The following is a 24,183-nucleotide window of genomic DNA, read 5'->3' as shown; positions in this document are numbered from 1 at the left end:
TGTTAACAAAAGGGGTTTGGTGGGAATCGTGAATAAAAAAACAAAAATAATTTCAATTGCAGCTGTTTCAGGGGGCGGTAAAACTACCATTACAGAAAGTTTAGCTCATGAGTTGAAAAACTCAAAGGCTCTATATTTTGATAGATATAAATTTGATAACTGTCCGGTTGATATTTGTAAATGGATTGATGATGGAGCTAATTACGATGAATGGGTACTTACACCGCTAATGAATGATATTCAGCGTTCTATACAAGATAGTAGTTTAGATTATATTATTGTAGATTATCCTTTTGCATACTTAAATAGAGAAGTGGGACAATTCATTGATGTAACTATATTTATCGATACACCTTTAGATATTGCGATGGCTAGAAGGATTTTGAGAGATTTTAAAGAAGATACAATGAGTGAAATACATAATAATTTGAAACATTACATGACACATGCGAGAAAAGCTTATTTAGAGGCAATTCATACTGTTAAGCCGAATTCGGATATTGTATTGGATGGATCTTTATCTATAAGTGAAATAATTGGTCAAATAATAGAGGAACTTAATCGAAGAGAAGTGATTGTGAATGGTTAAATGTATAAAACGATATGTACAAGTCATTATCTGATTTATATATATAGACGAGAATTAGATAACTTTTTGCAGTTATGGTCTGGCGACTTCGAATCAAAAATATTGAAAGCTTCATGGACAGATAAATCATATAAATACGGTGAAGTTTTAAGGCATGTAATTGTACATGAAATTCATCATATTGGTCAGATATCTATATGGGCAAGAGAATTAAATCTTCAGCCCGTTTCAGCGAATTTAATTGGAAGAGGATTGTAGATTTAGAAACCGACTTGCAGTGTAAACGCAAGTCGGTTTTTATATTAAAGAGAATTTTTAATTAAAATCCTCGGCTTTTTTTTGACGTATATATAAAAACATTAAGATTGTAATGATGAAAAAGATCATAATCGTTTGTATGATTAAATTTTTAAACTGAAACAATATTGTCCAAGATGTAACAGTATCTTTAAAAGCTTGGAGTGCAGAGTACGAGGAAGGATCAAAACCGTACTGAAGTAACTTTTTTGTTTCAATAAAAGTACTGTTTTCATCACCGGCGTCTAATATTACTGAAATAAGTCTAGTATCTCCTCGTGTGGCTGTACTGACAAAACTATAATTACCATTAGTTGAAAAACTAGTTTGTAAGCCGTCAACACCTTGGAGTTTAATGTTTTTATTAAGGGAATATATCATTTTATTTGTATTGAAAACTTTTGAATCTTTGAAGGTAAATTGGTAAGAGGTTAGTTTCGTAACATTCAATACATCTGGAAAGTCTTTTACTAATTGTGTTGCTAGTTTAGCGACGTCTATCGATGTTGTAGTTGATTGTTTATTCGTATCGTTATTAATTCCAGTAGCATTTAGAAACGGGGATGGTTGTGATAACTTTAGTTGTTTTGCTTTGTCATTCATTAAAAGTGTAAAGTTATCTTCGTTTCCAGCAATGTGTTCTGCAAGGGCAAGTGCGGAACGATTATTCCCTGTCAAAAACAATGCATGAAGTAAATCACGAACCGTCGTTTTATCTTTCGAAGTTACTTGTATAGGACTCGTTTCTGCTCGGAAAACTTCGTTACTTATTTTTACTAATTCATCTAACTGTATTTTTCCTTCATTCAGTTGTTCCAGTGCGATATACTCTGTCATTAATTTAGATAAAGTAGCTGATTGTATAGGAGTTTCTTCATTTTTTTTATAAACAATCTCACCAGAATTAGTATCTATTAAAATAGCTGATTTAGCTTGAATAATTGGACCATTTACATAAAGATAAAAATATAAAACGATAAGTGCAGTAATAAGAAAAGATAATAATAAAACTGTTATTTTTTTCAAGAATTGCATTAGCGATCCTCCTACTATTACATCAATAATATTATTGTAAAAAGGAATGCTTAATTAGGAAGAAAGAAAAGGTAAAGAATTTCTAAAGAATTATAAAGGATTATTAAATTTTGGATATTGATGGAATATAAAAGGTTCAATTTCTTATATGATAAAAAATTGAACCTATAAATATGAGGTATTAAGCTTTATAAGGGAGTAATTTTACAGTGAAAGTTGTTTTTTTATCATCGCTATATACTTCAATTGTTCCTTTATGCAATTCAACAATACTTTTTGCAATTGCTAATCCGAGCCCAGATCCACCAGTGTTTGTTGAACGTGATTTTTCAACACGATAAAAACGTTCAAAAATATGAGGTAAATCAGTACTAGGGATAGGTTGTCCGTAATTTGTTATATCAATTGTAATCATGTTATTGCTTTCGTAAGCGGTAATATCAATATGATCTCCATCATTTCCATAAGTAATAGCGTTTATGATTAGATTTTCAAACACACGTACTAATTTATCCCCATCAGCTAGTACCATTAGCTTTTGAGATGGGAAAGAAGGGCGACATTCAATATTAGCTTCTTGAAGCTGTATCCGAAATTGGACAGTTAATTGTCCAAGCAATTCTACAATATCAATGGGAGCAGAATATAAACTTAACTCTTTATTTTGAACACGTGTATATTCAAACAAGTCATTCATTAATGCATTAAGACGGGTTACTTTATCGTAAATGACTTGAATATAGTATCGTAATTCTACTTCATCTCTATAATTATCATGATGGATTAAATTTACGTATCCAACTATAGATGTAAGAGGGGTTCGTAAGTCATGTGATACATTTGTAATAAGTTCGCTTTTTGCTTGTTCTGCCTGTCTTTCTTCATCAATCGAAACTTTTAATTGCTCAATAATTTGATTGACCCCAGTTGCCAGTTCTTCTAAATAATTATGGTGTACGATGGAAACTTTATGATTAAAGTTTCCACTTGCAATATACCGAATCTCTTCAATCATTTTTTTTATACAAGTTTCATAGTAAACCTTTCTTTCATGACGATAAAAAATGTATAAATAGGATGAGAAAATAGAAAATAAAAACAAATAAGATACAATCATCATCCATAAAGACTCTTTTAATCCAATATATTTTTCATGGCCAAAAATTCTAATGAATTCTTTTCCTAGTTCGCTTAGAGTAAGTGAACTCTCAATTACACTCGTTACGAGGCGAAATATAATTAATTCGGTAATTGGTGTAAGAGTGATAGCTAATAAAAGCCAAAAAATAAGCTTCCACTTTGGTATATCTTTTAATATATCAAATGCTTCATTTCTCAATTTTATATCCTACTCCCCAAACCGTATGAATTAGTTTTTCACCATTCATTACGGTTTCAAGTTTATCGCGTAAATTACTAATATGGACCATTACCGTTTTATTAGAACCATAACCGTCTTCATTCCAAACTCGTTCGAATATCTCTTCAGAGCTAAATACTCTTCCAGTATTACTCGCTAGTAAATATAAAATATCAAATTCGATAGAGGTGAGTTTAATATATTCTCCATTTACTTTAACAGTATGATTATGTTTATGTATTTCAACAGAACGAATACGAATAATACCATCTTCATTCTTTTGGGAAGTAGCATTTTGGAAAGAGGATCTTCGTAATAAAGCTTTCACTCTAGCCACTAATTCTAGTGGATTAAACGGTTTAATCATATAATCATCTGCGCCGGTCATAAGTCCTAAAATTTTATCCATATCTTCAGCCTTTGCACTAAGCATAAGGATAGGTACAGTATTATTTTCACGCACTTCTTGACAAACTTCCAATCCGTTTCGTTTTGGCATCATAATATCTAAAAGCATAAGGTCAACTTCATATGTACATATCATTTGTAATGCTTCATCACCATCATAAGCTTTATAAATGTTATAGCCTTCATTTCGTAAATAAACAGCCAGTAATTCTACAATATCTTTATCATCATCAATAATTAATATGTTTTTATTCATTTTATAGTTAGTTCCTTTCCTTACAATTAATCAACATTACTATAATATCAAACATTTATGTATTTTGTAGTAATGTTTCTACATAAAATTTCATGTATCGTATTAAAAGGAATTAAAACATTCATAACGAATATAAAATAAGAAGGATATTTAAACTCCACATTATACTGAAAGATAGTTATAAGGGGGACTTGCTATGTTATATAATGATATATATTCATTTACTCCAACTGGAAAAATAGAAAATGATATTAAAGCTTTTCTATTAAAATACAATAAAGAATTTACATATAAACATTCAATTCGTGTGGCAAATGAGGCGAGAAAAATTGCGAAAATATTTTATGAAGATGAAGAAAAAGCAGCGATTGCAGGGTGTTTACATGATATTAGTGCAATCTTTCCGAATGAGGAGCGGATTGCAGTTGCTGAAGAATTTGGCATAGAAATATTACAAGAAGAACGAGAATTTCCAATGATTATTCATCAAAAATTATCGAGAGTAATTGCAAAAGAGGTATTTAAAGTAGAAGATAAAGAAGTTTTAAATGCTATCTGTTGCCACACTACGTTGCATAAACATGCAACGAAGATGGATTTAGTATTATTTATTGCTGATAAATTAGAATGGGATCAAATAGGGACACCGTCATATTTAATTGAGGTGAAAAAGGATTGGAAAAATCTTTGGAACATGCTGCTTTTGTATATATTTCATATTTGTGGGAAAGAAAAGATACATTAAAAGTCATACATCCGTGGCTAGAAGAAGCATATTGGCATTTAAAAGAAATTGTAGAGTAGAAAGGGTATGAAAATGCAATTTAAAGAATATATGAATCAAACATTTCCAGGAGTTACGTTAGTACCGTACATATACTCTCAGTGGGAAAATCATCTTCATTTTGATTTTAGGAAAGATAAATATCAATTCAAAGAAGATGGTAACACGTATAATATGGAATATTTCACACAACTATATAGGTATAATAAAAATCTATTTAAAGATATATTTTCAAAAGAAGATACCGTCTTTTTAATCACAAATGTTTATCGATTTAAACAGGAAAATATAAAAAATCTGCAGAAAATAAATGTATACAATAGATTTATTAAAAAGAGCGGTTTAAAGTTTCATATTAGACAAGAAACATTACCTTTTCTATTTGAAGATGAAGAAGCTGACTTATATTGTACATATCAATTTTCTTTAAAATGTCTTGCTGAAGATATTAAATATGAACCGCTTATTCAAGCAGCTAATCATGAAGATTTCCCTGACCTACGTCCACGTCTAGGGCGAAAAAAGAAATTTCATATCCAGATGTATTTTTTATAAATGTAACAAAGGATATTATCATGTTTATTTATGGTGATAGAGGATGTGAAGTAATTGCGAAGAATAAAGAAAAGATACGGGATTTATATGAGAAGTATAAAGAGTGGATACCAGAATATGAACGAGAGAGTATAGATGACTTATTTACATGAAAATAGGAGGAAGTGAAGTGTGTAATGAAAAGGATCGCAATTGTATCTGCATGGGAACCAGAGCTTACGTATTTGCATCAACATTATCCAAGTGAGCGTGTAGAAAAAATAGCAGCTTGGGAATTTCATTTTCATTCTATTAATGAATTAGAAGTTATTTCAGTTGTAACTGGTGTCGGTAAAGTAAGTTGTGCTAGTTGTGTACAACTATTAATAAGTGAATTCCAGCCAGACCAGTTATTTATGACAGGGATTTGCGGGAGTTTATCAGATAAGGTGAAAAATGGACACATCGTTGTAGCTCTTAATACTTTGCAGCATGATGTTACAGCGGCTGGTTCAGGAGAAGATAGTTTTAATCTATATGATGGTAGAACAGCACCTATTGAAACAACTAAATCACTCGTAAAACGAATGAAGAAATTGCGTTCGTATGACCCGGTCCATTTTGGTACATTTCTATCTGGAGATCAACGTATTCGAAGTTCAGAAATGAGGTATTTACTTCATACTGTATACGGTGCTTTAGCCGTTGATCAAGAAGTGGCAGCATTTGCTTATGTATGTCGTGTAAATAACAAACCATTTCTATGTTTAAAAGCTGCCTCAGATCAAGCGAATGACAAAACGAAAGAAGAACAAAAGGTTTTTAAAATGTTAGCATGTGAACGAGCGTGTGAGCATTTAATTACTTTTTTACGTGTTTATGAGATTACTGTAGTTAACAATAGATAACAAGAGGGGGAATATCCCGCTCATTTCAAATTAAGAGGTGAATTATAATTGCATACGTATTATGGAGAACTTTGTACAAAGATATATGAAAGTGATAAATCAATTGCAGCCGGAAAAGAATTGGATTTTTATCTTTCTTTTGCAAAAGATAAAAATATACATGTGTTAGAACCAATGTGCGGAAATGGTAGAATGTTAATTCCCTTTATGCAAAATGGTGTGAATATAGAAGGGTTTGATATTTCGAAAGATATGCTTAAAGTTTGTAAAGATAAAGCAGAAAAATTAAACTTAAAACCGGTTGTATCACAAGGAAGAATAGAAGAATATCATAGTGATAAAAAATACGATCTTATTATGATTCCTATCGGTTCATTTTCACTTTTACCAAATAATTTAGTAGACAATAGTCTTCAAAATATGAAAAACAACTTAAAGGAAACTGGAAAATTACTTCTTACAGTTGTACAAGGTGGAAGTGAAATAGAACAAATTTTAGATTGGATAGAGACAAATAGAAAAGAAATTAACAATGAATTAATTGTTGAGTATAGAAAAGTTTCATATGATAAGGCGCAAAAACTTCTGAATATTATACTGAAATATGAAATCATTCATGATGAGAAAATAGTAGAAACAGAGATTATGGATTTTCCTATAAGACTATATGATTTAAAAGAATTTGAAAATATACTTATTACTAATGGGTTTAGTCAAATTGTTGTTCATGAAATAAAAGATGGATATGGTGAAGGTAATTCATTTCATGTATTTGAATGCAGTTTATAACAAGTCAAAGCGGGGGATTATACTTATATGATTCAATACAAAAGATGTAGTGAAGTAAGTATAGATTTAGTGTATAAAGCTTTTAAGGATGGATTTTCAGATTACATTATTAAAATGGAAGTTTCAAAAGAAGATTTTATTAAAAGATTTTTTGGACCAGAAGGGAATATGCTAGAACACTCCTTTCTTGCTTTAGATGGTGACAAATGTGTTGGTGTAATACTTGGTGGTATTAAGGTATATGAAAGTATAAAAACAATGCGCTGCGGAACATTAGCGGTTCATCCAGAGTTTCGCGGCATTGGTGTAAGTCAAAAGTTATTTGAGTTACATAAAGAAGAAGCGATACAAAATAAATGTAAGCAGCTTTTTCTTGAAGTTATTGTAGGAAACGATCGGGCGATTCATTTTTATAACAAATTAGGTTATGAAAAAGTATATGATCTTTCTTATTATAATTTAAATGATGTAACTAAAATAATGAATAAAGGTAATAAAAATATTGAAGTAAAACAATTAGAATTTCCAACATTTAAAGTTGAAATTCAGAAATGGCTAAACTTCCATATAAATTGGCAAAATGATATTGATTATATCGAAAAAACAAATCATACATTTTACGGTGCATATGCTGATAGTGATATAAAAGGTTCTGTATGTGTAAATGAACAAGGAAAAATTAGTTTTATTTTCATAGACAAAGACTATAGAAATATTGGTGTTGGGACGAAATTATTACAGGTAGCAAGTGAAGAGTTAAAGTTATCAAGTTTATCAATTGGGTTTCCAAACAACAATTTACTGGAAGGGTTTTTAAAGAAATCTGGATTTGAAAAGAATTCTTTAGCACAATATGAAATGTATTTATTGCTATAAAAAGCGGAAGGAATTATTCTTTTCGCTTTTTATTTTGCACTATAAACGTTTTTGCTGTATGTGGGAGGATAAGTAAAAACAACAGAAGTATTGTCACCTATCTTATTGAGCTAACTGGCACTTTAGTTAAAAAAAGGAAAATATATAGTGAACATAGAATATATTAATACGTTAAAATATTTATGAGGTGAAAGTGATGGCAATCAAGCAAGACGAAATTAAAGTAGTAGTCGGAGCTGGAGTATTTAATAATAATCCAGGTTGGGTTCAAACTCAAGAAGATGAACTTAATTTACTAGACATTACCACTTGGGAAGAAAGATTTGAATACAATTCCATTTCAGCTATTTTAGCTGAGCATGTATGGGAACATCTTACTTTTGAAGAAGGTGTAAAAGCAGCTGAAATTTGTTATAAATTTTTAAAGCCATCAGGTCATATTCGGTGCGGAGTCCCTGATGCATTTTTCCGAGATAAAACCTACCAAAATATAGTTCAAATAGGCGGACCTGGCCCGAAAGACCACCCAGCTGCAAGCCATAAAATCGTTCATAATTATAAAACATTAACGAAAATGTTTGAAACCGCTGGATTCGAGGTAGTTTTACTTGAATATTGTGATGAAAATGGTCAATTTTATTACAATGAATGGGATGCAAACGATGGTGTTATTTTCCGTTCGAACAAGTATGATTCTAGAAATAGAGGCGATAAACTTGGTTTTCCATCGCTAATTGTTGACGCAATTAAAAGGTAAGTCGTTCACCTAAAGTAGGTGTTAGTTCTATTAGTTCATTAGTCGCAAATGCGGCTTTTTTTATTTGTGCTGTAATCCTAAGTTTAACATGGAAGCAAACATACATAATAAGTGATTTTGAACATTACATAACTTGATTTAAATACTATATTAGCTCTTATTAACACCATTTATCTTAAAGGAAATTGCTTTTAAATATTTAATGGAAATATTATATAAAATAAATAAATCAACGTTTTCTTATGTTGAATTTTTTTGTGGAAATGTTGAGGTACGCCTATTGTAATAAACATATGGAGAGAATATATAATAAATCAATGTTCAAATTACCATTCACACATTAAATTAATATTTCATTGCCATAGAGATTTCTTTTATATATAAATTCGTGTAAAATAAGAACATACATTCTATATACAAGTAGGAGGCAATAAATATGTTGGCTGAAATAGAGAAACAAACTGACGGCTATATTGTGAAATTTGAACGCCAATTTTCTTATACAATAGAGGAAGTTTGGTCTGTTTTAACTGAAAACAGCAAGCTTAAAAAATGGATGTCTAATTTACAGATTGAAAATCTTAAAACAGGTGGAATTATAAAGTTCGACATGATGGATGGTTCATTTTTAAATATTGATATTTTAGAGTGCCAACTAAATTCAGTACTTGAATTCACATGGGATAAAGATCGTGTCCGATTTGAAATACATAAAGAGGAAAATGGTTCTCTTTTACTTCTTAAAGAATACATTCAGGAATTAACTGATCATACACCGAAAGATATAGCTGGTTGGCATATTTGTTTAGATCTTTTTTCTTCCGTTTTAGAAGGAGAAGAGAAGGTGTTTTCAAAAGATGAGTGGGAATATTGGTTTGATAATTATAAGGTTAAGGTTGATGAGTTGAAAGATTAGGGATTAAATTCATGGTATTTATTGTATAATTATTATCTTATAAAAATGATTTTTAAAAACAATAAGAATAGAGGTTAATATGAAAGTAAATCAATTAATTGCTAATAACATAAATAAACTTGATACTGTTATTCCATTTAATAAATCACTTGGTATTGCTGGTTTATCTGGATCTGGAAAAACAACTCTTTGTCAAACAATTGGTGAAGAATCAAAGAAGCGTCTAGTTTCCTTATTGCCAAAGGCTGAATATCAATATTTATTTCCTAATATTATGGAAACTAATTTTAGTGCCATTAAGATGGAGGAAATGCCTTTAGTACTTTTTTTAGGAAAATCATCAATTTCTTCCAATCCGCGTTCGACGATTGGTACTCATACAGGTGTTTTTAAAGAGATTCGTGAAAAACTAGCGGAAGAATTTAATCTTTCTCCTGAAGTCTTTTCATTTAATAATCAATTAGGTTGGTGTGCTGGCTGTAAAGGGCGTGGTACTACTAAAAATATTGAGTGTAAAAAATGTAAGGGGAAACGTTATAGTGAAGAAGTTGAACAACGTACTATTGAGTTATTTGCTAAATCACATACAATTTCGGATATTAACGATTTAAGTGTTGAATCTATTCTTTCATTAGCAGAAGAATTAAATATTAGTGAAGCAAAACAACATATATTGCAAAATATTATCAATATGAACATTGGTTATTTAACATTAAATCGAATTATGGGTACGTTGTCAGGTGGAGAATTAACACGACTTTACTTAGCTGAATTCATGGCAGTTAGTGAAAATACTGTAATTATTATTGATGAGATTTCAGTTGGACTTGATAATGAAACATTATTACAAATATTAGAAGAAATCAAGCAATTAGGGTGTAAAAATCAAATCTGGCTCATTGATCATTCAGATACAGTACTGGATACAACAGATGAGCAATTGTTCTTCGGACCTGGTAGCGGAAAATATGGTGGACAAATCGTGAAAGAATCACCAAGACCAAAACCAATACTATCGGAACGAAATTACAAAATGCCAACAGAATATTATACATTCCATGAATTATATTGCCGAAATATCCAAATGACTGAGTTTCAGATTCCTAAAAATAGACTTGTAACTGTTACAGGAGAGTCTGGATGCGGGAAATCTACACTTGTCAATGAGTGTTTAGCTACAGATTTCTTGAAACGATATCCCAAAGATAAATTAGTTATGGTAGGGCAAGATCGAAACCAATCGATTACAAGTCGATCAACCGTAGCAACTTTCTTAGATATTAAAAAGAAACTGACAAAGTATAGTGAAGAAATTGATGATATTTTTGAGCGCTCAATTGAGGATATTATTGATGAAATTCCAACCGAAGATATTGCGTATAAACGCTTGAGCCTACTAATCAAATTAGGACTGGGCTATTTAACATTAGAACGAAAAACACAAACATTATCAACGGGTGAGTTTCAATGTGTTCATTTAGTTTCTGAGTTATTTGCAAAAACAAGAAATCCACATACATTGTTTATTTTTGATGAGCCCTCAAAAGGTTTATCGCAAAATATTTTAAATCAATTTATAGATAGTGTTAGAGGGATATTACAAGATGAATCAGTCTCTATCATAATGATTGAGCATAACAGTTACATGCTAGAAAGTTCTGATTATATTGTCGATTTTGGAAAAAGACAGGTTGAATCTATAAAGCATCTTGATGTATTAATTCATGAGGATTATTATCGTCAAAAAAGCAGTGTGAATAATGCTGAGCAAATACATATTTCTTCAACACTGAATCAACAAAATGGAATTAATTACTTAGAAGAAAATCATATTGATTATTTTAAAAATGCAGAAAACATCTATAAGGGTGGCATATTAAAAAGCTTATCATCAATGGCGCGTTTAATTTACGGTGAATACGAATCTGATACAATTGCACCTGTAGTTGCTATTGATCTCGAAAGACATTTGTATAGTCAATATAGTTTCTTATATGAAATTGGTGGATTGATCAATCATATTGTATCTGCTCATCCGACTAATAAAGATACGAGAAGCTTCGATTTTTATTCTCAGGATAATCATTGCCCATCATGTTCGGGACGTCTTCAAATTGAAGTTTTTGATAAAGGAATTACAATTCAAGATAAAAATGTTCCATTTTGGGATGGTCTATTCGATCCTGAAATTATGAAAGTATTAAAATTTTATCAATATGAAAAAATAGAATTTCTATTTGAAGAAATTAAAAATGAGCTTGGTCATGATTTGTCAAAGAGCTATAACGATATGTCTGAGGAAGAAAAACATACATTTTGGTACGGCTATTTTGATAAGTCATTTTATGATAAGAAAGGCAAGACACGTAGAACATGGGTAGGATTTAATACAATTATTGGCGGATATATTGTTATTTCAAAAGCAGCTATTAAAGAAGATATTAAAACTTCTAAAGAAATGATGACATGTCCAATTTGTGAGACAACGGTATTAAATCACCAAAAACCACTTAAATTTGGAGATACAGATATTCGTGAAATTATCAATCAGCCGCTTAATGAAATAATAAAAATTGTAGGAGATTTACCTGTACTCATCAAATTGAAATCTATCGTAGGTGACAATATGATTATGACAGAAGATGTCTCTTTACTGCCTAGGAAAACACAAGTCGCACTGAAAATGTTTGAATTAGAACAAGCAAGCTTTTCAAACTATGAAATGGTGTTACAAAATGTTTTACCATTCTGGGGCGAAATTAAAGGTAATATCGAATCAATCAGCAATAATAATAAGGTGACTATTTGTGATTTCCAAAATATCAATGAAACAAGAGAAACTATCATAGATAAATATTTCACAAATGGAAAATATAAAAAATTAACATATGTGTATGAAGCATTTGGTTATAAAAAATTAGTTACCCAAATTAATAAAATAAAAAAAAGCAACCCATGCCCATTCTGTAACGGAAAAAAAGTTATAACCGAAGATAATCTACATGATGGCGTGTTTAAATTAACAATTCCATGTATAACTTGTAATGCAAGTGGGATTAATGATGAAGGGCTTAAAGAAATTGTTGAGGGCGTGGATGTACAAACATGGTTAACTGGAAAAGTTAGTGATGTTGTGGATGAAAGCTTACGAACTGAGGATGTTGCAGACATTCCAATATTTAATCGAATTCGTGAGTTGAATAAGCGAGAAATGATGGCAGTTTATGAATGTCTGGAGAAAAATAATTAAATTAAGAAGAATAAAAAATAGTGGTCAGTTAGGGATTAAAAACTCATTTGCAATAATCTGCAAATGAGTTTTTATGTTGAAGAAGAGTTTCTTTAACATAATATAGGGGTACCTAAAACCTCAAAAGCGTCTAATTTTCCTCCTTCGCTTATTTATAATTTCTAAATCTCGTTTGGAAAAAGTGTAGTAGGTTCCTAGCACCCACTCATCTTCAGAAATTTGTACAAAGGCTTGTCGCTGTTCCGGTGTAAGTAATTCGCTACCTCTCGCCATTTCCATACAGTACCATCTCATTTTTGTGATTATTCAGTTAATTAGTTCGATTATATATCAATAGAGTGTACTCTATTGATACAAGTGTAGAAGACTGATAAAATCATAGTTAAGAGCGTCTCATAAGACTTGTCTCAAAAATGAGGTGATATTTTGCGGAAAATCGGTTATATACGTGTCAGTTCAACTAGCCAGAATCCTTCAAGGCAATTTCAGCAACTGAACGAACTCGGAATGGATATTATTTTTAAAGAAAAAGTTTCCGGAGCAACAAAAGATCGTGAGCAACTTCAAAAAATGTTAGAGGATATACAAGAAGGTGACATCATTTATGTTACGGACTTAACTCGGATTACTCGTAGTACACAAGATTTATTTGAATTAATCGATAACATACGGAGTAAAAAGGCAAATTTAAAATCCTTAAAAGATACATGGCTAGATTTATCAGAAGATAATCCCTACAGCCAATTCTTAATTACGGTTATGGCGGGTGTAAACCAATTAGAACGTAATCTTATCCGTATGCGGCAGCGTGAAGGGATTGAACTGGCTAAGAAAGAAGGAAAGTTTAAAGGTCGGTTAAAGAAGTACCATAAAAATCATGCAGGAATGAATTATGCAGTAAAGCTTTATAAAGAGGGAGATATGACTGTAAATCAAATTTGTGAAATTACAAATGTGTCTAGGGCCTCATTATATAGAAAGCTATCGGAAAGGAACAGTTGATGAGTTATACCAAAAATCAGAAATATATAATAGAAAATAAATTCCATATAGAGGTGGAATTATATGCCTAAAATTGACAATATGTTAGCAATTCTATGGATGCTTCGCTCAGGTAAAAAAATTACTGCAAAACAAATTTCAGAAAAGTTAGAGATGAATATAAGGACTGTGTATCGTTATATTGATACAATTTCAACAAGTGGCGTACCTATAATTTCAGAACCAGGACATAACGGTGGATACACTTTATTGAACAATTTTATTGAGGCTCCTCTTTTTTTTGATTTTGAGGAGCAAACTTCACTATTTCACGCTGCTGTTTTTGCGGAAGAAGCCGGATATTATGGAGGTGAAGCACTAAATAGGGCCATTTCAAAACTAAGTAAATACTCAAATCAAGAGCAGGAAGCAAAGATAAACCAACATTTAACTAGTCTAGAAGTAATAAGTCGATTAAGTTCACTCTCTATGGAACCTTTTTTGAAGGAGTTGGAGCAGGCCGTAGCTGACGGGTACTCAGTAAAAATTCTTTACTATAAAAGTGGCGAAAAGCAATTAAATTATAGATTGGTCGATCCGTACAGAATTATCTATTGGAATAATAAGTGGTATGTGATTGGATTTTGTCATCTTAGGAATGATATCCGTAGTTTTAGAGTAGATCGAATTGAAAGTCTAATGCTAACCGAAAATAAGTTTAACCGGCCAGAAAATTTTTCAGCACGTGACTTTTTTATAAAAAATCTTCTTCCAACTATAGAAGATAAGGAAGGGATTATTTCTTTGGTTATTAATGGGGATAAAAGTGTATTGGCTGATATTTGCCAACATTGGTTTTTAGGACATTATTTACAAGAACGGACTTCAAATCAAGCAGTTTTTCTTCTTGAAAAAGATATGATACATACATATGTACCTTATTTACTTTTACCGTACAATAAATCTATTAAAGTTATTGAGCCAATAAGTCTTAAGAAAAGACTTATTGAAGTTCTGTCGGAATTAATAAAATTTCATCAAGTATGATAACTTCCCTGACGTTAACTGTCAGGGAAGTTATATTATAATAGCTATATCAATTGTGATTGGAGTGTTATTGGATGCAAACAAAAAAAGTTTTTCTATATGTATTTAATACAATGTCGGACTGGGAATATGGATATTTAATTGCTGAACTAAACTCAGGAAGATATTTCAAAAAAGATTTAGTACCTTTAAAAGTAATTACAGTAGGAGCTAATAAAGAAATGATTACTACTATGGGAGGACCGAGCATAAAACCAGATATTTCCCTTGATGAATGTACTTTTGAGAGTAAAGATCTTTTGATTTTACCAGGAGGGACTACTTGGAGTGAAGAAATTCATCAACCTATCTTGGAAAGAATTGGCCAAGCTTTAAAGCTTGGCACTATTGTTACTGCAATTTGTGGTGCAACTGAGGCCCTTGCGAATATGGGATACTTAGATACTAGAAAGCATACAAGTAATAATTTAGAATACACTAAAATGGTATGTCCTAACTATAAAGGAGAAAAGTTCTATGAGTTGAGATCTGCGGTATCTGATGCGAATTTAGTTACTGCATCAGGAATAGCTCCTCTGGAATTTGCGATGGAAGTACTGAAAAAATTAGATGTATTTGCACCCGACACATTACATTCATGGTATAACCTAAATAAAACTCATAAACCTGAATACTTCTTCCAGTTAATGAATTCAATAAATAGCTGAGCTAAAAAATCAACTTAGCAGTTTTATATTAGTTCAAATAAAAATAATGAAGTAACTGAAAAGCTCACTTTCTCTATTTTGTTTTGCAGAGAAGTTGGGCTTTTTAATTTGGAATTTCCTTAACGTTGTAAATCCGCATTTTCCTGACGCTACCCCATGCCCATCAACTTAAGAATTCAGAAATACCCCAAAATGAAAAAATGAGCTTTTTGTTACAAATTATCATGAAATTTCGTTCTAGGGATAGTATTAAATTTTAACTTGATGGCGATGGGGTAAGACCCTATTTATAGGTATTACTACAAGCGTATTTGTTTTTTAGTCATAAAATATAGAGTGGATATAAAAAGTAGGTGAGAATATGAAAAAATTTAATGATTGTAATTCTTTTTTTAAAAGTTCTCAATTTCCATGTGCATTTCCTGAATTTTTAGGACTTACAGGACCAACGGGACCTACAGGATCAACAGGACTTACAGGACCAACGGGACCTACAGGATCAACAGGACTTACAGGACCAACGGGACCTACAGGATCAACAGGACTTACAGGACCAACGGGACCTACAGGATCAACAGGACTTACAGGACCAACGGGACCTACAGGATCAACAGGACTTACAGGACCAACGGGACCTACAGGATCAACAGGACTTACAGGACCAACGGGACCTACAGGATCAACAGGACTTACAGGACCAACGGGACCTACAGGATCAACAGGACTTACAGGACCAACGGGACCTACAGGATCAACAGGACTTACAGGACCTATAGGACCTACAGGACCTACAGGATCGACAGGACCAATTTTCTCAGTTCATGGTGTATTTTTTACTTTTATTGTGGGGCCATATCAACCTTCAGGTATTATAAATGCTGGCACAGTTATTATAATGGACAAGGCTAATCCTGTACCTCTAAATACAGCGGGTGCTTTTACTATTAATCCAAATGGAGATATTACAGTAAATATAGCAGGTATTTACATTGTTGATGCTAGAGTTAATTTAGCACCAGGGAATTCAGGTGTTTTTGGAGTTCAAATTAATGGCGGGGGAATAGCATTTCCATTTTTAACTTCATTTTCAAATATCACTACTGCAGGTGATACTGCATCACATCTTATTACACAAAGTAATATTCTTAATCTTGCTGCAGGGGACATTGTTTCAATAGGATTAATAAGTGGAAGTCCTTCACCTGTTTTGCTTACAACTGCTCCTTCGGGAGGAATTAGTACTCCATCAGCTTCACTTAGATTTTTAAAGGTAGAATAATAATGGGGGTATCACCATATCACTATCAAGCTAAATCCTCAGACTATCCGTAAAGCAAAAAAACGTTATCCTTTCTGTAGAATTATAGGAAAGGATGGCGTTTTTTTTCATTTGAGGAGGCATTTCTTTTTCTTAGCTTGATAGCGATGGGGTACCTCCATCAAGCTAAAAAAGGGGCTCAACCGAAATTTGCACGTATCTCGATTGAACCCCACATTAAACGTAGATTTTTTTTGATCGTTGAGTCTGGAGGGCTTCAAACCCTCGGTGTTGTTATTTATGGTCTGCCGGCTTCCACGAATTTCTTGGCGATCATTTTCGGTTCCCTGAAGAAGGTCGTAAAGTGGTCTCCGTTGCCTTCAATGTATCGGTAAAAACCGAGATGACTGGATTGATTCGTATGCCAAGCAAACGATCCGGGCGGAAGAGCGATATCTTCTGTCAGATTGAGATAGCTTTTCGGAATTTGCAGATTGTAGAACTTTTTCAAATCTAGCTTTTGAAATAAAGGCCCTGCAGGTTCCGGTATAATTTTGTGGTACATAGATGTCGCTTCTTCTAAGGTGGCTGTGTTTGTGAAGGCATCGCGGAACAGTGGAAATGGAAGCATGATCGTATTGTTACCTGAAGCATCGGCCAGTTGTTTGAATGTTTCTTGAAGAGGCGGCGGAAGTTGATCGTACAAGCTTTGTCCGTCTAGAGGAACAAATGCGTTAGAAAACACGAGACGGTCAATTCGATGCGGGATTTGCTGGGCTACTGTTGCGACAATCGTTCCGCCGAAGCTATGTCCGAGCAAAACGATATGTTTCAAACCTCTTTTCTCGATATATTCGATGACTGCATTCGTGATTTGCTGGTGAGTTACGTTATTGTCTGCCAAGACACCGTGACCTGGATATTCAGGCACATAAACCGAATGGCCAAGTTTGTGAAGCTCGGCAGCGACTCCATCAAATTGGCTGACGTCAGCCCAGGAACCATGAATAATGACGAAGGTCAATTTACGATACACATTTCATCTTCCTTTCTTTTATCAATACTTTTTGAAGCGAAGCTCGGGGGGAATATCTGATTTAGAATCCAGATGAATGAATAATTAACAACGGAAGACACAATCTTCTATTTGACGACAGGCCATTTTTGTTTTCGCAGCACGTCCATCAGCTCGCTTCCTACATGCAAATTGTCCTGAACCAACTCATGCGGAGTTAATGCCATCCACTGATTCAACGACACATCAGCGAAGCGGTCACTCTTAAACATCTCTAGAAACCAAAGGCTTTCGTCACCGGTGTTTTCAATATAGTGTCCGAAAGCAAACGGTACGTATCCTACATCACCAGCACGGTAATTGAATGTGCGAGCATTACCATTACTTCCCATCACAGTCATGCGACCCATACCTGTAAGGTAATATTGCCACTCATCGTTATTCGGGTGCCAATGCATTTCCCTCATTCCGCCGGGTTTAATTTCAACCAATGCTGCTGCGATATTAGTTGAAATAGGAAAATTAGTAGAATCAACTATTCGTACAGTTCCACCTGGTGTCAGACGCATATTAACGCCTGCAAGAGTTGTCGCAATTGGTAGTTCTTTTATTGTCACTTCCCGAGACCAACCGCCATGATTTAATTGCATATGTGTGTCGGAGAAAGAGAACTTTAAGTTAGGCATCAATCCCGCATCAGTGGCTGGCGGAACTAGCATATCAGGATTTTCAATATCTCGCATGACGTCCCGGGGTCCAAGATCGGTCGCACCAGCGCCATCATCTCTTATAGGCTGCGGTATATTCCTCTGCCGAGCTTTCTTCGTAGGTCGTGATTCCATAAAACATACTCCTCTCTCATTACAATATGGTACTGTACTACCTTGATTATTGTTTTATGTACCATATATCTATATATGATTGCTTGTACCAATATATGATATAAACATGTTTGGTATGCCAATATACAAAATATAGGGAGAAACGAGGAAATGCCGATATTTAACCTAGTCATGCAAGGTTTACATAACGCATCATTATCAACAGTCAACGATGTATAAAATTTTCGTTATGGGGGGAATTAAAAATCTTAGGTTGATGGGCATGTGACGCTACCCCATCGCTATCAAGCTAAAGATTTATTGCAACCCCCAGAACGAAATTTTTAGACTGTCTTGTAATAAAAAAAGTTGGCTGTCTGTGTGTAACTTCTCAATGATTTATAAAACCCTCCTACGAAACTGCCTCCTATTGTAGAGTTTTTCCTGTATATTGGAAAATTAAATTTGGAATGTACCTAATTTAACCATTTAGTATATAATAGTATCTAGAAAATAAAGGAAAATCAAAAAGTTTGTTTTTAATTATAGCCCTGGATATTTCTCAGTGTGTATTAGTATATTGAGTTTATAAAGGACTAATTAAATTGTAGATAGGGAGAAGATTAAATTGAAAGTGTTTAATAAACAAGTGCTTCGTTTTATTTTAGTGGGATGCACAAATACCCTGAATTATTACATATTCTATCTTTTATTAAGCCAATTAATAGGGTTAAATTATTTATCAGCACATATTATTGCTACTGTAATAGGCATAATAGGTTCTTTTTTTCTGAATACGTACTTTACTTACAAAACAAAACCGACTTTAAAGAAATTTTTACAATTCCCATTAACATATGCTGTTAATATTGCAGTTACAACTATCGGCATTTATATTTTAGTTGACTTAGTAGGTTTAAATGAAATAATTTCACCTTTCCTAGCATCACTGACTGCGATACCTTTTACATATTTATTATCGAAAAAAATATTAGTTACGAAAATCGAAAGAATAGTATAGGGAGAAATTTGCATAGGAAGCAACATTTTTATACCTAATGAAACTTGTAATGGATGAAATGGCTGCAGAATTGGAGTGAAATAATAGTGAAGACTGGTCTCTTAGAAACCAGCTTTTAAAATACTAACTAACAATGTGTTCTTAAGGGTCAATCAAAATAAACAATACAAATACCCTCTAAAATGAAAAAATGCGCTATTCTTTCTGTAGAATCATAGGAAAGGATGGCGTTTTTGTATGTCTATTTCTGTATCTGATGAACTACAACTATTTGCTCAAGAGATTCAAAGCTTTTTATCTCCAAATATCTTACGAGATCTTGCTAGAGATGTTGGTTTTGTACAACGAACCAGTAAGTATCAAGCCAAGGATTTAGTCGCTTTATGTGTATGGGTGAGCCAAAATGTCGCTACGACTTCTTTAACTCAGTTATCTAGCTGTTTGGAAGCATCAACGGAAGTGCTCATCAGTCCTGAGGGACTGAATCAACGATTTAATAAAGCGGCCGTCCAATTTTTACAACACATATTAGCTGAACTACTAAACCAAAAATTGGTCTCGTCTATGCCGATTTCTTCTCCATATACTTCTGTTTTCAAGCGTATTCGTATTTTAGACTCAACTGCATTTCAACTTCCAGATCCCTTTGCATTCATTTATCCGGGTGCAGGAGGATGCAGCCATACGGCGGGGATAAAGATCCAACTTGAGTATGATCTATTAAGTGGACAGTTCCTACATATTCATACAGGTCCAGGTAAACAACATGATCGAACCTACGGTTCTCTGTGTGCCCCAACTGTAACAGCGAATGATTTATGTATCCGAGATTTAGGTTATTTTCATTTGAAAGATCTTCAACATATACAAGATAAAAAGGCTTACTATATCTCTCGTATCAAGTCGAATACACGTATTTATCAAAAAAATCCCAATCCCGATTATTTTCAAGATGGAAGAATCAAGAAAGGTACAGAGTATATACAGATAGATATGGAGATCTTAATGAACTCTCTTCAACCAGGACAAACATGTGAAATATCCAACGCTTATGTAGGAATGACTGATAAAGTACCAACTCGTGTGATTGTTCATCGACTTACAGAAGAACAACAAAAAAAACGTCTACAAGATCAAGCTGTTCGAGAGAAAAAGAAAGGAATGAAGTATTCTTCTCGTAGTAAACGACTCAGTGGTATCAATGTATATATGACAAACACCCCTACAGATATTGTCCCGATGGGACAAGTACATGATTGGTATTCTTTACGTTGGCAAATCGAGATTTTATTTAAAACATGGAAATCATTCTTTCATATTCATCATTGTAAAAAGATAAAACGAGAACGATTGGAATGCCATTTGTATGGACAACTGATTGCCATTCTACTCTGTTCTTCTACCATGTTTCAAATGCGGCAATTACTTCTTATGAAGAAGAAACGAGAACTGAGTGAATATAAGGCCATATATATGATTAAAGATTATTTTCTTCTTCTTTTCCAAGCTATACAGAAAGACACCCAAGAGCTATCAAAGATTTTAATTCGCCTGTTCAACCTCTTACAGCAAAACGGGAGAAAATCTCATCGATATGAGAAGAAAACAGTCTTTGATATATTAGGTGTCGTTTACAATTGTACCATGTCTGATAATCAAGCCGCTTAATTCAAAAAAGTGAAACCCGTTAGGGTTTATTTCGTATGCAAATCTTTCAATCACCTACACTTGCCCTTTAGAAAAAAGAAACAATCTCACCTGAAATTGACTTTGCATAAGCTTAGCTTGATAGTGATGTGACGCTACCCCATATAGGAAGAAAAATCTATTTATAATACTAATATAAATTATTCTTAAATTTTAAACTGAAAGGTATTACAGGTTGGCATTTATGTTTAAGTTTTGTTAGTCTTTCATTTATCTGTGAGAGTTAGTTTTAAATCGTTAATTATTATCATTTATTATGTAATTATTGACGTATAAAAATGTTCTTTTTGGGATGATAATTTAGGTTATTTGGATAATAACAAAAAGAATATGCTGCCTTTTTAGTGACTGTATAATTATTAGAATTTTTAAATTTAACAGAAATATATACTTGAATGAAGTATATATTTCTGTTAAATTTATCCTATGGACAAAACAAGTTTAATTAAAGGTCATTTAGAAATGTGTGTGTTATCTATTTTGTCGAAAAAGAAAAGTTATGGTTATGAAATTATGAAAGAACTTGAAGTATACAATTTAAAATTGAAAGGAGTAGGAAGTATTTACCCTATTTTAACTAAGTTAAAAAATCAAGAGTGGGTAAATACTTATCAAGAAGTAACAGACAGTGGTAAAGTTAGAATCTATTATGAAATTAATGAAAACGGGAAAATACGTCTTGAGAAGAAAATTAATGAGTGGTTAGAATTACAATCTGATATTCAAACATTATTAAAAAGTGGTTTGAAAGGAGACCTTCTGAAATGAGGAATGAATTAAACGGTAAAGAAAATCAATTTTTAGCTGACGTACTTAAGGAATTAAAGCAATACGATATAAGTTTAGAAGAAAGGAAAAATATTAAACAACAAATTTTAGAGCATATTCAAGAATGTCGTGAAAATGGGGAGGATAGTATAAATGATCTAGGTACGCCTCAATTATTTGTTCAAGACTTTTTGGAGATAAATGAAATTGATCTGCGAGTGAAAATGAAACAACTTCAAAATGAAAAGGGAAATTCGAGCACATTTATCTTAGGTGGCATATTCATCGCAGTTATTACTTACCTCATCTCACAAACTACACTTTCACTATTTTTAACTGAATCATTTAACGGAACTAATAGCAAAAATACATTTAATTATAATCTTTTATATCGTATAGCAGAGAATCAATGGTGGAACTATGTATTAATAATGTTTAGTTTTACGCTCTCTATATTAGTATTTATTAGCCTAGTAAGTTATAAAAAAAGAAAGCTATCTAAAGTATAATGAAGAAAACTATCTATAAACTATTTCAAATTTGTATTCTTTGTAATGTATTAATATTATGTATCGTACATTCAAAAGTTTATGCTCAGCAAAATATTAAAGTTACATTAGATAAGTATATTGAAAAATTTATAAAGGAACAGAACATTCCTGGAGCTTCCGTTGCAATTGTACATCATAAAGATGTATTCTTTACAAAAACATGGGGGATTACTGGGGAGTCTGAAAAAAAGGTAACTAGTAAAACCCCATTTGCGATTGGCTCAATAAGTAAATCTTTAACAGCTTTAGCTATAGTCAAGTTAATAGAAGATAAAAAAATAAAATTAGAGGATTCAGTTCAACAACATCTTCCTTGGTTTAAAGTAAAAGATAATCAATCGGCCTCAAATATAACAATCCAACATCTACTAACACATTCAAGTGGAATGAGTACCTATGAAGGTTTAGCATTATCAGATAAGCAATCAAAGACTACTACGGCTATAAAAGAAAATGTAATGAAACTGTCGAATGTAACATTAACTGCTCCCCCAGGACAAAAATATCAATATAGTAATGCAAATTATCTCGTTCTTGGTGCACTTATTGAGGAAGTTTCAAAAGAGACATACTCTACTTATATGGAGAAGCAAATTTTTCAGCCATTAAGAATGAATGGTGCAGCAGCAAATAGTGAAGAGTCTTATAAAAAGGGTTATTTAACAGGTTATCAATCATGGTTTGGAATACCAAGAAAAAGTACGGTGTCGTATGATAATGGTGGGACACCATATGGATATATTACAGCAAATCTAGAAGATATGATTCAATTCATTAAGTTTTTGAATCACCAAGAGCATACACAATTTTTAAATAAAGATAGTATGGATCTTTATTTATCTCCATTATATAAAATAGATTCAGCGAAATATTATGGTTTTGGACTGAGGACAACAAATATAAATGGAAACGAAAAGATGGTTTGGCATTCAGGCTCAACTCCTGATTCACATGCAGAAATATTCATTTTAAATGAAACTGGCTGGGGTGTTGTGATTTTAACGAATAAAAATCATGTTTTAGAAGAAGCATCACTACCAGAATTTAAAAAAGGGATTATTAATATTTTGAATGGTGAAGAACCGGTTGATATACCAAAAAATATACCAATAGTTCAAATTGTTATGTCAATATTAATATTCGCACTTTTCATTACAGCAATTATGTTAATAATAAAGTATAAACGTAATAAAATTTGTAAAAAAATGACCTGGCTTTTTCTAGGGAGTTTATTTCTAATATTATCTATTACTTTAATTCCACTTCTTATTTATAGTACAAATTCACCGTGGCAGACGATTAAAACGTTTTCTGCAGATGTAGCGTTGCTCATTAGTATTATAGTTACTTTATTGAATGTAAATGGATTAATATCAATATATATTGCGTTGAAAAGTGAATTGGTAAATAAGTCATAAGAGCTTTTAAATATATAAATATAATACATTAAATAATTGTTTAAACTGTTATAAATAGTTGACTCTCACACAATGTCATTGTTTAAGCTTAAGTTGAGCTTCGAATAATTGTAATAAATAGGAGGAACTA

General features: G+C 32.4%; 21 protein-coding genes and 4 pseudogenes. 19 read left to right on the top strand and 6 right to left on the bottom strand.

Features of this window, described 5'->3' with window-relative positions; genetic code table 11:
* Positions 1-28: 28 nt before the first annotated feature.
* Positions 29-589: a nucleoside/nucleotide kinase family protein gene (locus tag JFU20_RS02685; RefSeq protein WP_033716234.1), complete on the top strand. Its 561-nt coding sequence runs from the start codon at positions 29-31 to the stop codon at positions 587-589.
* A gap of 39 nt (positions 590-628) precedes the next feature.
* Positions 629-847: pseudogene (locus JFU20_RS02680) on the top strand (DinB family protein); the annotation flags it as partial.
* Between the two features lie 57 nt (positions 848-904).
* On the opposite strand, the gene JFU20_RS02675 reads toward JFU20_RS02680, so the two are convergent.
* The 3 genes from JFU20_RS02675 to JFU20_RS02665 form a co-directional block, all read right to left on the bottom strand.
* Entirely contained in the window at positions 905-1,921 is a 1,017-nt protein-coding gene (locus JFU20_RS02675; protein WP_201038304.1) for a D-alanyl-D-alanine carboxypeptidase family protein, read from the bottom strand.
* A 181-nt stretch (positions 1,922-2,102) separates the two neighbouring features.
* Entirely contained in the window at positions 2,103-3,260 is a 1,158-nt protein-coding gene (locus JFU20_RS02670) for a sensor histidine kinase (protein ID WP_002085430.1), read from the bottom strand.
* Positions 3,250-3,945 (bottom strand): response regulator transcription factor, encoded by a 696-nt coding sequence (locus JFU20_RS02665; protein WP_002016575.1) that lies wholly within the window; start codon positions 3,943-3,945, stop codon positions 3,250-3,252. The genes JFU20_RS02670 and JFU20_RS02665 overlap by 11 nt, the downstream gene beginning before the upstream one ends.
* 196 nt (positions 3,946-4,141) lie before the next feature.
* On the opposite strand from JFU20_RS02665, the pseudogene yqeK reads away from it, so the two are divergent.
* From yqeK to JFU20_RS02625, 8 genes and pseudogenes are all read left to right on the top strand, one after another.
* Positions 4,142-4,749: pseudogene (gene yqeK, locus JFU20_RS02660) on the top strand (bis(5'-nucleosyl)-tetraphosphatase (symmetrical) YqeK).
* Between the two features lie 13 nt (positions 4,750-4,762).
* Positions 4,763-5,436 (top strand): annotated as a pseudogene (locus tag JFU20_RS02655) (DUF3885 domain-containing protein).
* 24 nt (positions 5,437-5,460) lie between these two features.
* Positions 5,461-6,171 (top strand): 5'-methylthioadenosine/S-adenosylhomocysteine nucleosidase, encoded by a 711-nt coding sequence (gene mtnN, locus JFU20_RS02650; RefSeq protein ID WP_002016571.1) that lies wholly within the window; start codon positions 5,461-5,463, stop codon positions 6,169-6,171.
* A 48-nt stretch (positions 6,172-6,219) separates the two neighbouring features.
* The gene (locus JFU20_RS02645; RefSeq protein ID WP_002016570.1) at positions 6,220-6,960 is read left to right on the top strand and encodes a class I SAM-dependent methyltransferase; all 741 of its coding nucleotides are present in this window, start codon (positions 6,220-6,222) and stop codon (positions 6,958-6,960) included.
* A 27-nt stretch (positions 6,961-6,987) separates the two neighbouring features.
* Entirely contained in the window at positions 6,988-7,836 is an 849-nt protein-coding gene (locus tag JFU20_RS02640) for a GNAT family N-acetyltransferase (RefSeq protein ID WP_201038303.1), read from the top strand.
* A 193-nt stretch (positions 7,837-8,029) separates the two neighbouring features.
* Complete coding sequence (locus JFU20_RS02635; protein WP_033716042.1) at positions 8,030-8,593, top strand: class I SAM-dependent methyltransferase; 564 nt, start codon at positions 8,030-8,032, stop codon at positions 8,591-8,593.
* A gap of 436 nt (positions 8,594-9,029) precedes the next feature.
* Positions 9,030-9,509, top strand: coding sequence for an SRPBCC family protein (locus JFU20_RS02630; RefSeq protein WP_002016566.1), 480 nt, complete (start codon positions 9,030-9,032; stop codon positions 9,507-9,509).
* A 79-nt stretch (positions 9,510-9,588) separates the two neighbouring features.
* A complete protein-coding gene (locus JFU20_RS02625; RefSeq protein ID WP_201038302.1) occupies positions 9,589-12,759 on the top strand; it encodes an ATP-binding cassette domain-containing protein in 3,171 nt (1,056 codons plus the stop codon).
* A 126-nt stretch (positions 12,760-12,885) separates the two neighbouring features.
* Here the strand turns inward: JFU20_RS02625 and JFU20_RS02620 are convergent.
* A pseudogene (locus JFU20_RS02620) lies at positions 12,886-13,038 on the bottom strand (DUF4158 domain-containing protein); the annotation flags it as partial.
* 147 nt (positions 13,039-13,185) lie between these two features.
* Here JFU20_RS02620 and JFU20_RS02615 point away from each other — a divergent pair.
* The 4 genes from JFU20_RS02615 to JFU20_RS30840 all read left to right on the top strand — a co-directional run bounded on the left by JFU20_RS02615 (position 13,186) and on the right by JFU20_RS30840 (position 16,773).
* Positions 13,186-13,761 carry a recombinase family protein gene (locus JFU20_RS02615; protein WP_033716041.1) on the top strand — a complete coding sequence of 192 codons (576 nt, stop codon included), beginning with the start codon at positions 13,186-13,188 and terminating at the stop codon, positions 13,759-13,761.
* A 63-nt stretch (positions 13,762-13,824) separates the two neighbouring features.
* Positions 13,825-14,787 carry a helix-turn-helix transcriptional regulator gene (locus JFU20_RS02610; RefSeq protein WP_002016562.1) on the top strand — a complete coding sequence of 321 codons (963 nt, stop codon included), beginning with the start codon at positions 13,825-13,827 and terminating at the stop codon, positions 14,785-14,787.
* Positions 14,788-14,861: 74 nt separating this feature from the next.
* On the top strand, positions 14,862-15,494 hold the full coding sequence (locus tag JFU20_RS02605) for a type 1 glutamine amidotransferase family protein (protein ID WP_002016561.1): 633 nt from the start codon (positions 14,862-14,864) through the stop codon (positions 15,492-15,494).
* Between the two features lie 361 nt (positions 15,495-15,855).
* A complete protein-coding gene (locus tag JFU20_RS30840) occupies positions 15,856-16,773 on the top strand; it encodes a collagen-like protein (RefSeq protein WP_242488142.1) in 918 nt (305 codons plus the stop codon).
* 277 nt (positions 16,774-17,050) lie between these two features.
* Here JFU20_RS30840 and JFU20_RS02595 read toward each other — a convergent pair whose 3' ends face one another.
* Both JFU20_RS02595 and JFU20_RS30665 read right to left on the bottom strand, forming a co-directional pair.
* Positions 17,051-17,788, bottom strand: a complete 738-nt coding sequence (locus tag JFU20_RS02595; RefSeq protein ID WP_002016559.1) for an alpha/beta hydrolase — start codon at positions 17,786-17,788, stop codon at positions 17,051-17,053.
* A gap of 107 nt (positions 17,789-17,895) precedes the next feature.
* Positions 17,896-18,609: a cupin domain-containing protein gene (locus JFU20_RS30665; protein ID WP_002016558.1), complete on the bottom strand. Its 714-nt coding sequence runs from the start codon at positions 18,607-18,609 to the stop codon at positions 17,896-17,898.
* 607 nt (positions 18,610-19,216) lie between these two features.
* Between JFU20_RS30665 and JFU20_RS02585 the strand changes: the two genes are divergently transcribed.
* The 5 genes from JFU20_RS02585 to JFU20_RS02565 all read left to right on the top strand — a co-directional run bounded on the left by JFU20_RS02585 (position 19,217) and on the right by JFU20_RS02565 (position 24,053).
* Positions 19,217-19,609 carry a GtrA family protein gene (locus JFU20_RS02585; RefSeq protein ID WP_088039022.1) on the top strand — a complete coding sequence of 131 codons (393 nt, stop codon included), beginning with the start codon at positions 19,217-19,219 and terminating at the stop codon, positions 19,607-19,609.
* Between the two features lie 237 nt (positions 19,610-19,846).
* Positions 19,847-21,277 (top strand): IS4 family transposase, encoded by a 1,431-nt coding sequence (locus JFU20_RS02580; protein WP_098478520.1) that lies wholly within the window; start codon positions 19,847-19,849, stop codon positions 21,275-21,277.
* Between the two features lie 465 nt (positions 21,278-21,742).
* The gene (locus JFU20_RS02575) at positions 21,743-22,084 is read left to right on the top strand and encodes a PadR family transcriptional regulator (protein ID WP_002016557.1); all 342 of its coding nucleotides are present in this window, start codon (positions 21,743-21,745) and stop codon (positions 22,082-22,084) included.
* The gene (locus JFU20_RS02570; RefSeq protein WP_201038301.1) at positions 22,081-22,593 is read left to right on the top strand and encodes a DUF1129 domain-containing protein; all 513 of its coding nucleotides are present in this window, start codon (positions 22,081-22,083) and stop codon (positions 22,591-22,593) included. The genes JFU20_RS02575 and JFU20_RS02570 overlap by 4 nt, the downstream gene beginning before the upstream one ends.
* Positions 22,593-24,053 (top strand): serine hydrolase domain-containing protein, encoded by a 1,461-nt coding sequence (locus JFU20_RS02565; protein WP_002016554.1) that lies wholly within the window; start codon positions 22,593-22,595, stop codon positions 24,051-24,053. The genes JFU20_RS02570 and JFU20_RS02565 overlap by 1 nt, the downstream gene beginning before the upstream one ends.
* Positions 24,054-24,183: the final 130 nt, after the last annotated feature.

This window comes from Bacillus sp. TH30, from assembly GCF_016650875.1.
In the GTDB taxonomy this organism is placed as follows: domain Bacteria; phylum Bacillota; class Bacilli; order Bacillales; family Bacillaceae_G; genus Bacillus_A; species Bacillus_A mycoides.
This window is presented reverse-complemented; position numbering and strand designations above follow the sequence as displayed.

Bases quoted from the DNA above. Each gene is read 5' to 3' on its own strand.
- JFU20_RS02565 (WP_002016554.1), top strand. From the start codon at position 22,593: ATGAAGAAAACTATCTATAAACTATTTCAAATTTGTATTCTTTGTAAT.
- mtnN (WP_002016571.1), top strand. From the start codon at position 5,461: ATGAAAAGGATCGCAATTGTATCTGCATGGGAACCAGAGCTTACGTAT.
- JFU20_RS02625 (WP_201038302.1), top strand. From the start codon at position 9,589: ATGAAAGTAAATCAATTAATTGCTAATAACATAAATAAACTTGATACT.
- JFU20_RS30665 (WP_002016558.1), bottom strand. From the start codon at position 18,609: ATGGAATCACGACCTACGAAGAAAGCTCGGCAGAGGAATATACCGCAG.
- JFU20_RS02570 (WP_201038301.1), top strand. From the start codon at position 22,081: ATGAGGAATGAATTAAACGGTAAAGAAAATCAATTTTTAGCTGACGTA.
- JFU20_RS02640 (WP_201038303.1), top strand. From the start codon at position 6,988: ATGATTCAATACAAAAGATGTAGTGAAGTAAGTATAGATTTAGTGTAT.
- JFU20_RS30840 (WP_242488142.1), top strand. From the start codon at position 15,856: ATGAAAAAATTTAATGATTGTAATTCTTTTTTTAAAAGTTCTCAATTT.
- JFU20_RS02605 (WP_002016561.1), top strand. From the start codon at position 14,862: ATGCAAACAAAAAAAGTTTTTCTATATGTATTTAATACAATGTCGGAC.
- JFU20_RS02675 (WP_201038304.1), bottom strand. From the start codon at position 1,921: ATGCAATTCTTGAAAAAAATAACAGTTTTATTATTATCTTTTCTTATT.
- JFU20_RS02665 (WP_002016575.1), bottom strand. From the start codon at position 3,945: ATGAATAAAAACATATTAATTATTGATGATGATAAAGATATTGTAGAA.
- JFU20_RS02630 (WP_002016566.1), top strand. From the start codon at position 9,030: ATGTTGGCTGAAATAGAGAAACAAACTGACGGCTATATTGTGAAATTT.
- JFU20_RS02580 (WP_098478520.1), top strand. From the start codon at position 19,847: ATGTCTATTTCTGTATCTGATGAACTACAACTATTTGCTCAAGAGATT.
- JFU20_RS02575 (WP_002016557.1), top strand. From the start codon at position 21,743: ATGGACAAAACAAGTTTAATTAAAGGTCATTTAGAAATGTGTGTGTTA.
- JFU20_RS02610 (WP_002016562.1), top strand. From the start codon at position 13,825: ATGCCTAAAATTGACAATATGTTAGCAATTCTATGGATGCTTCGCTCA.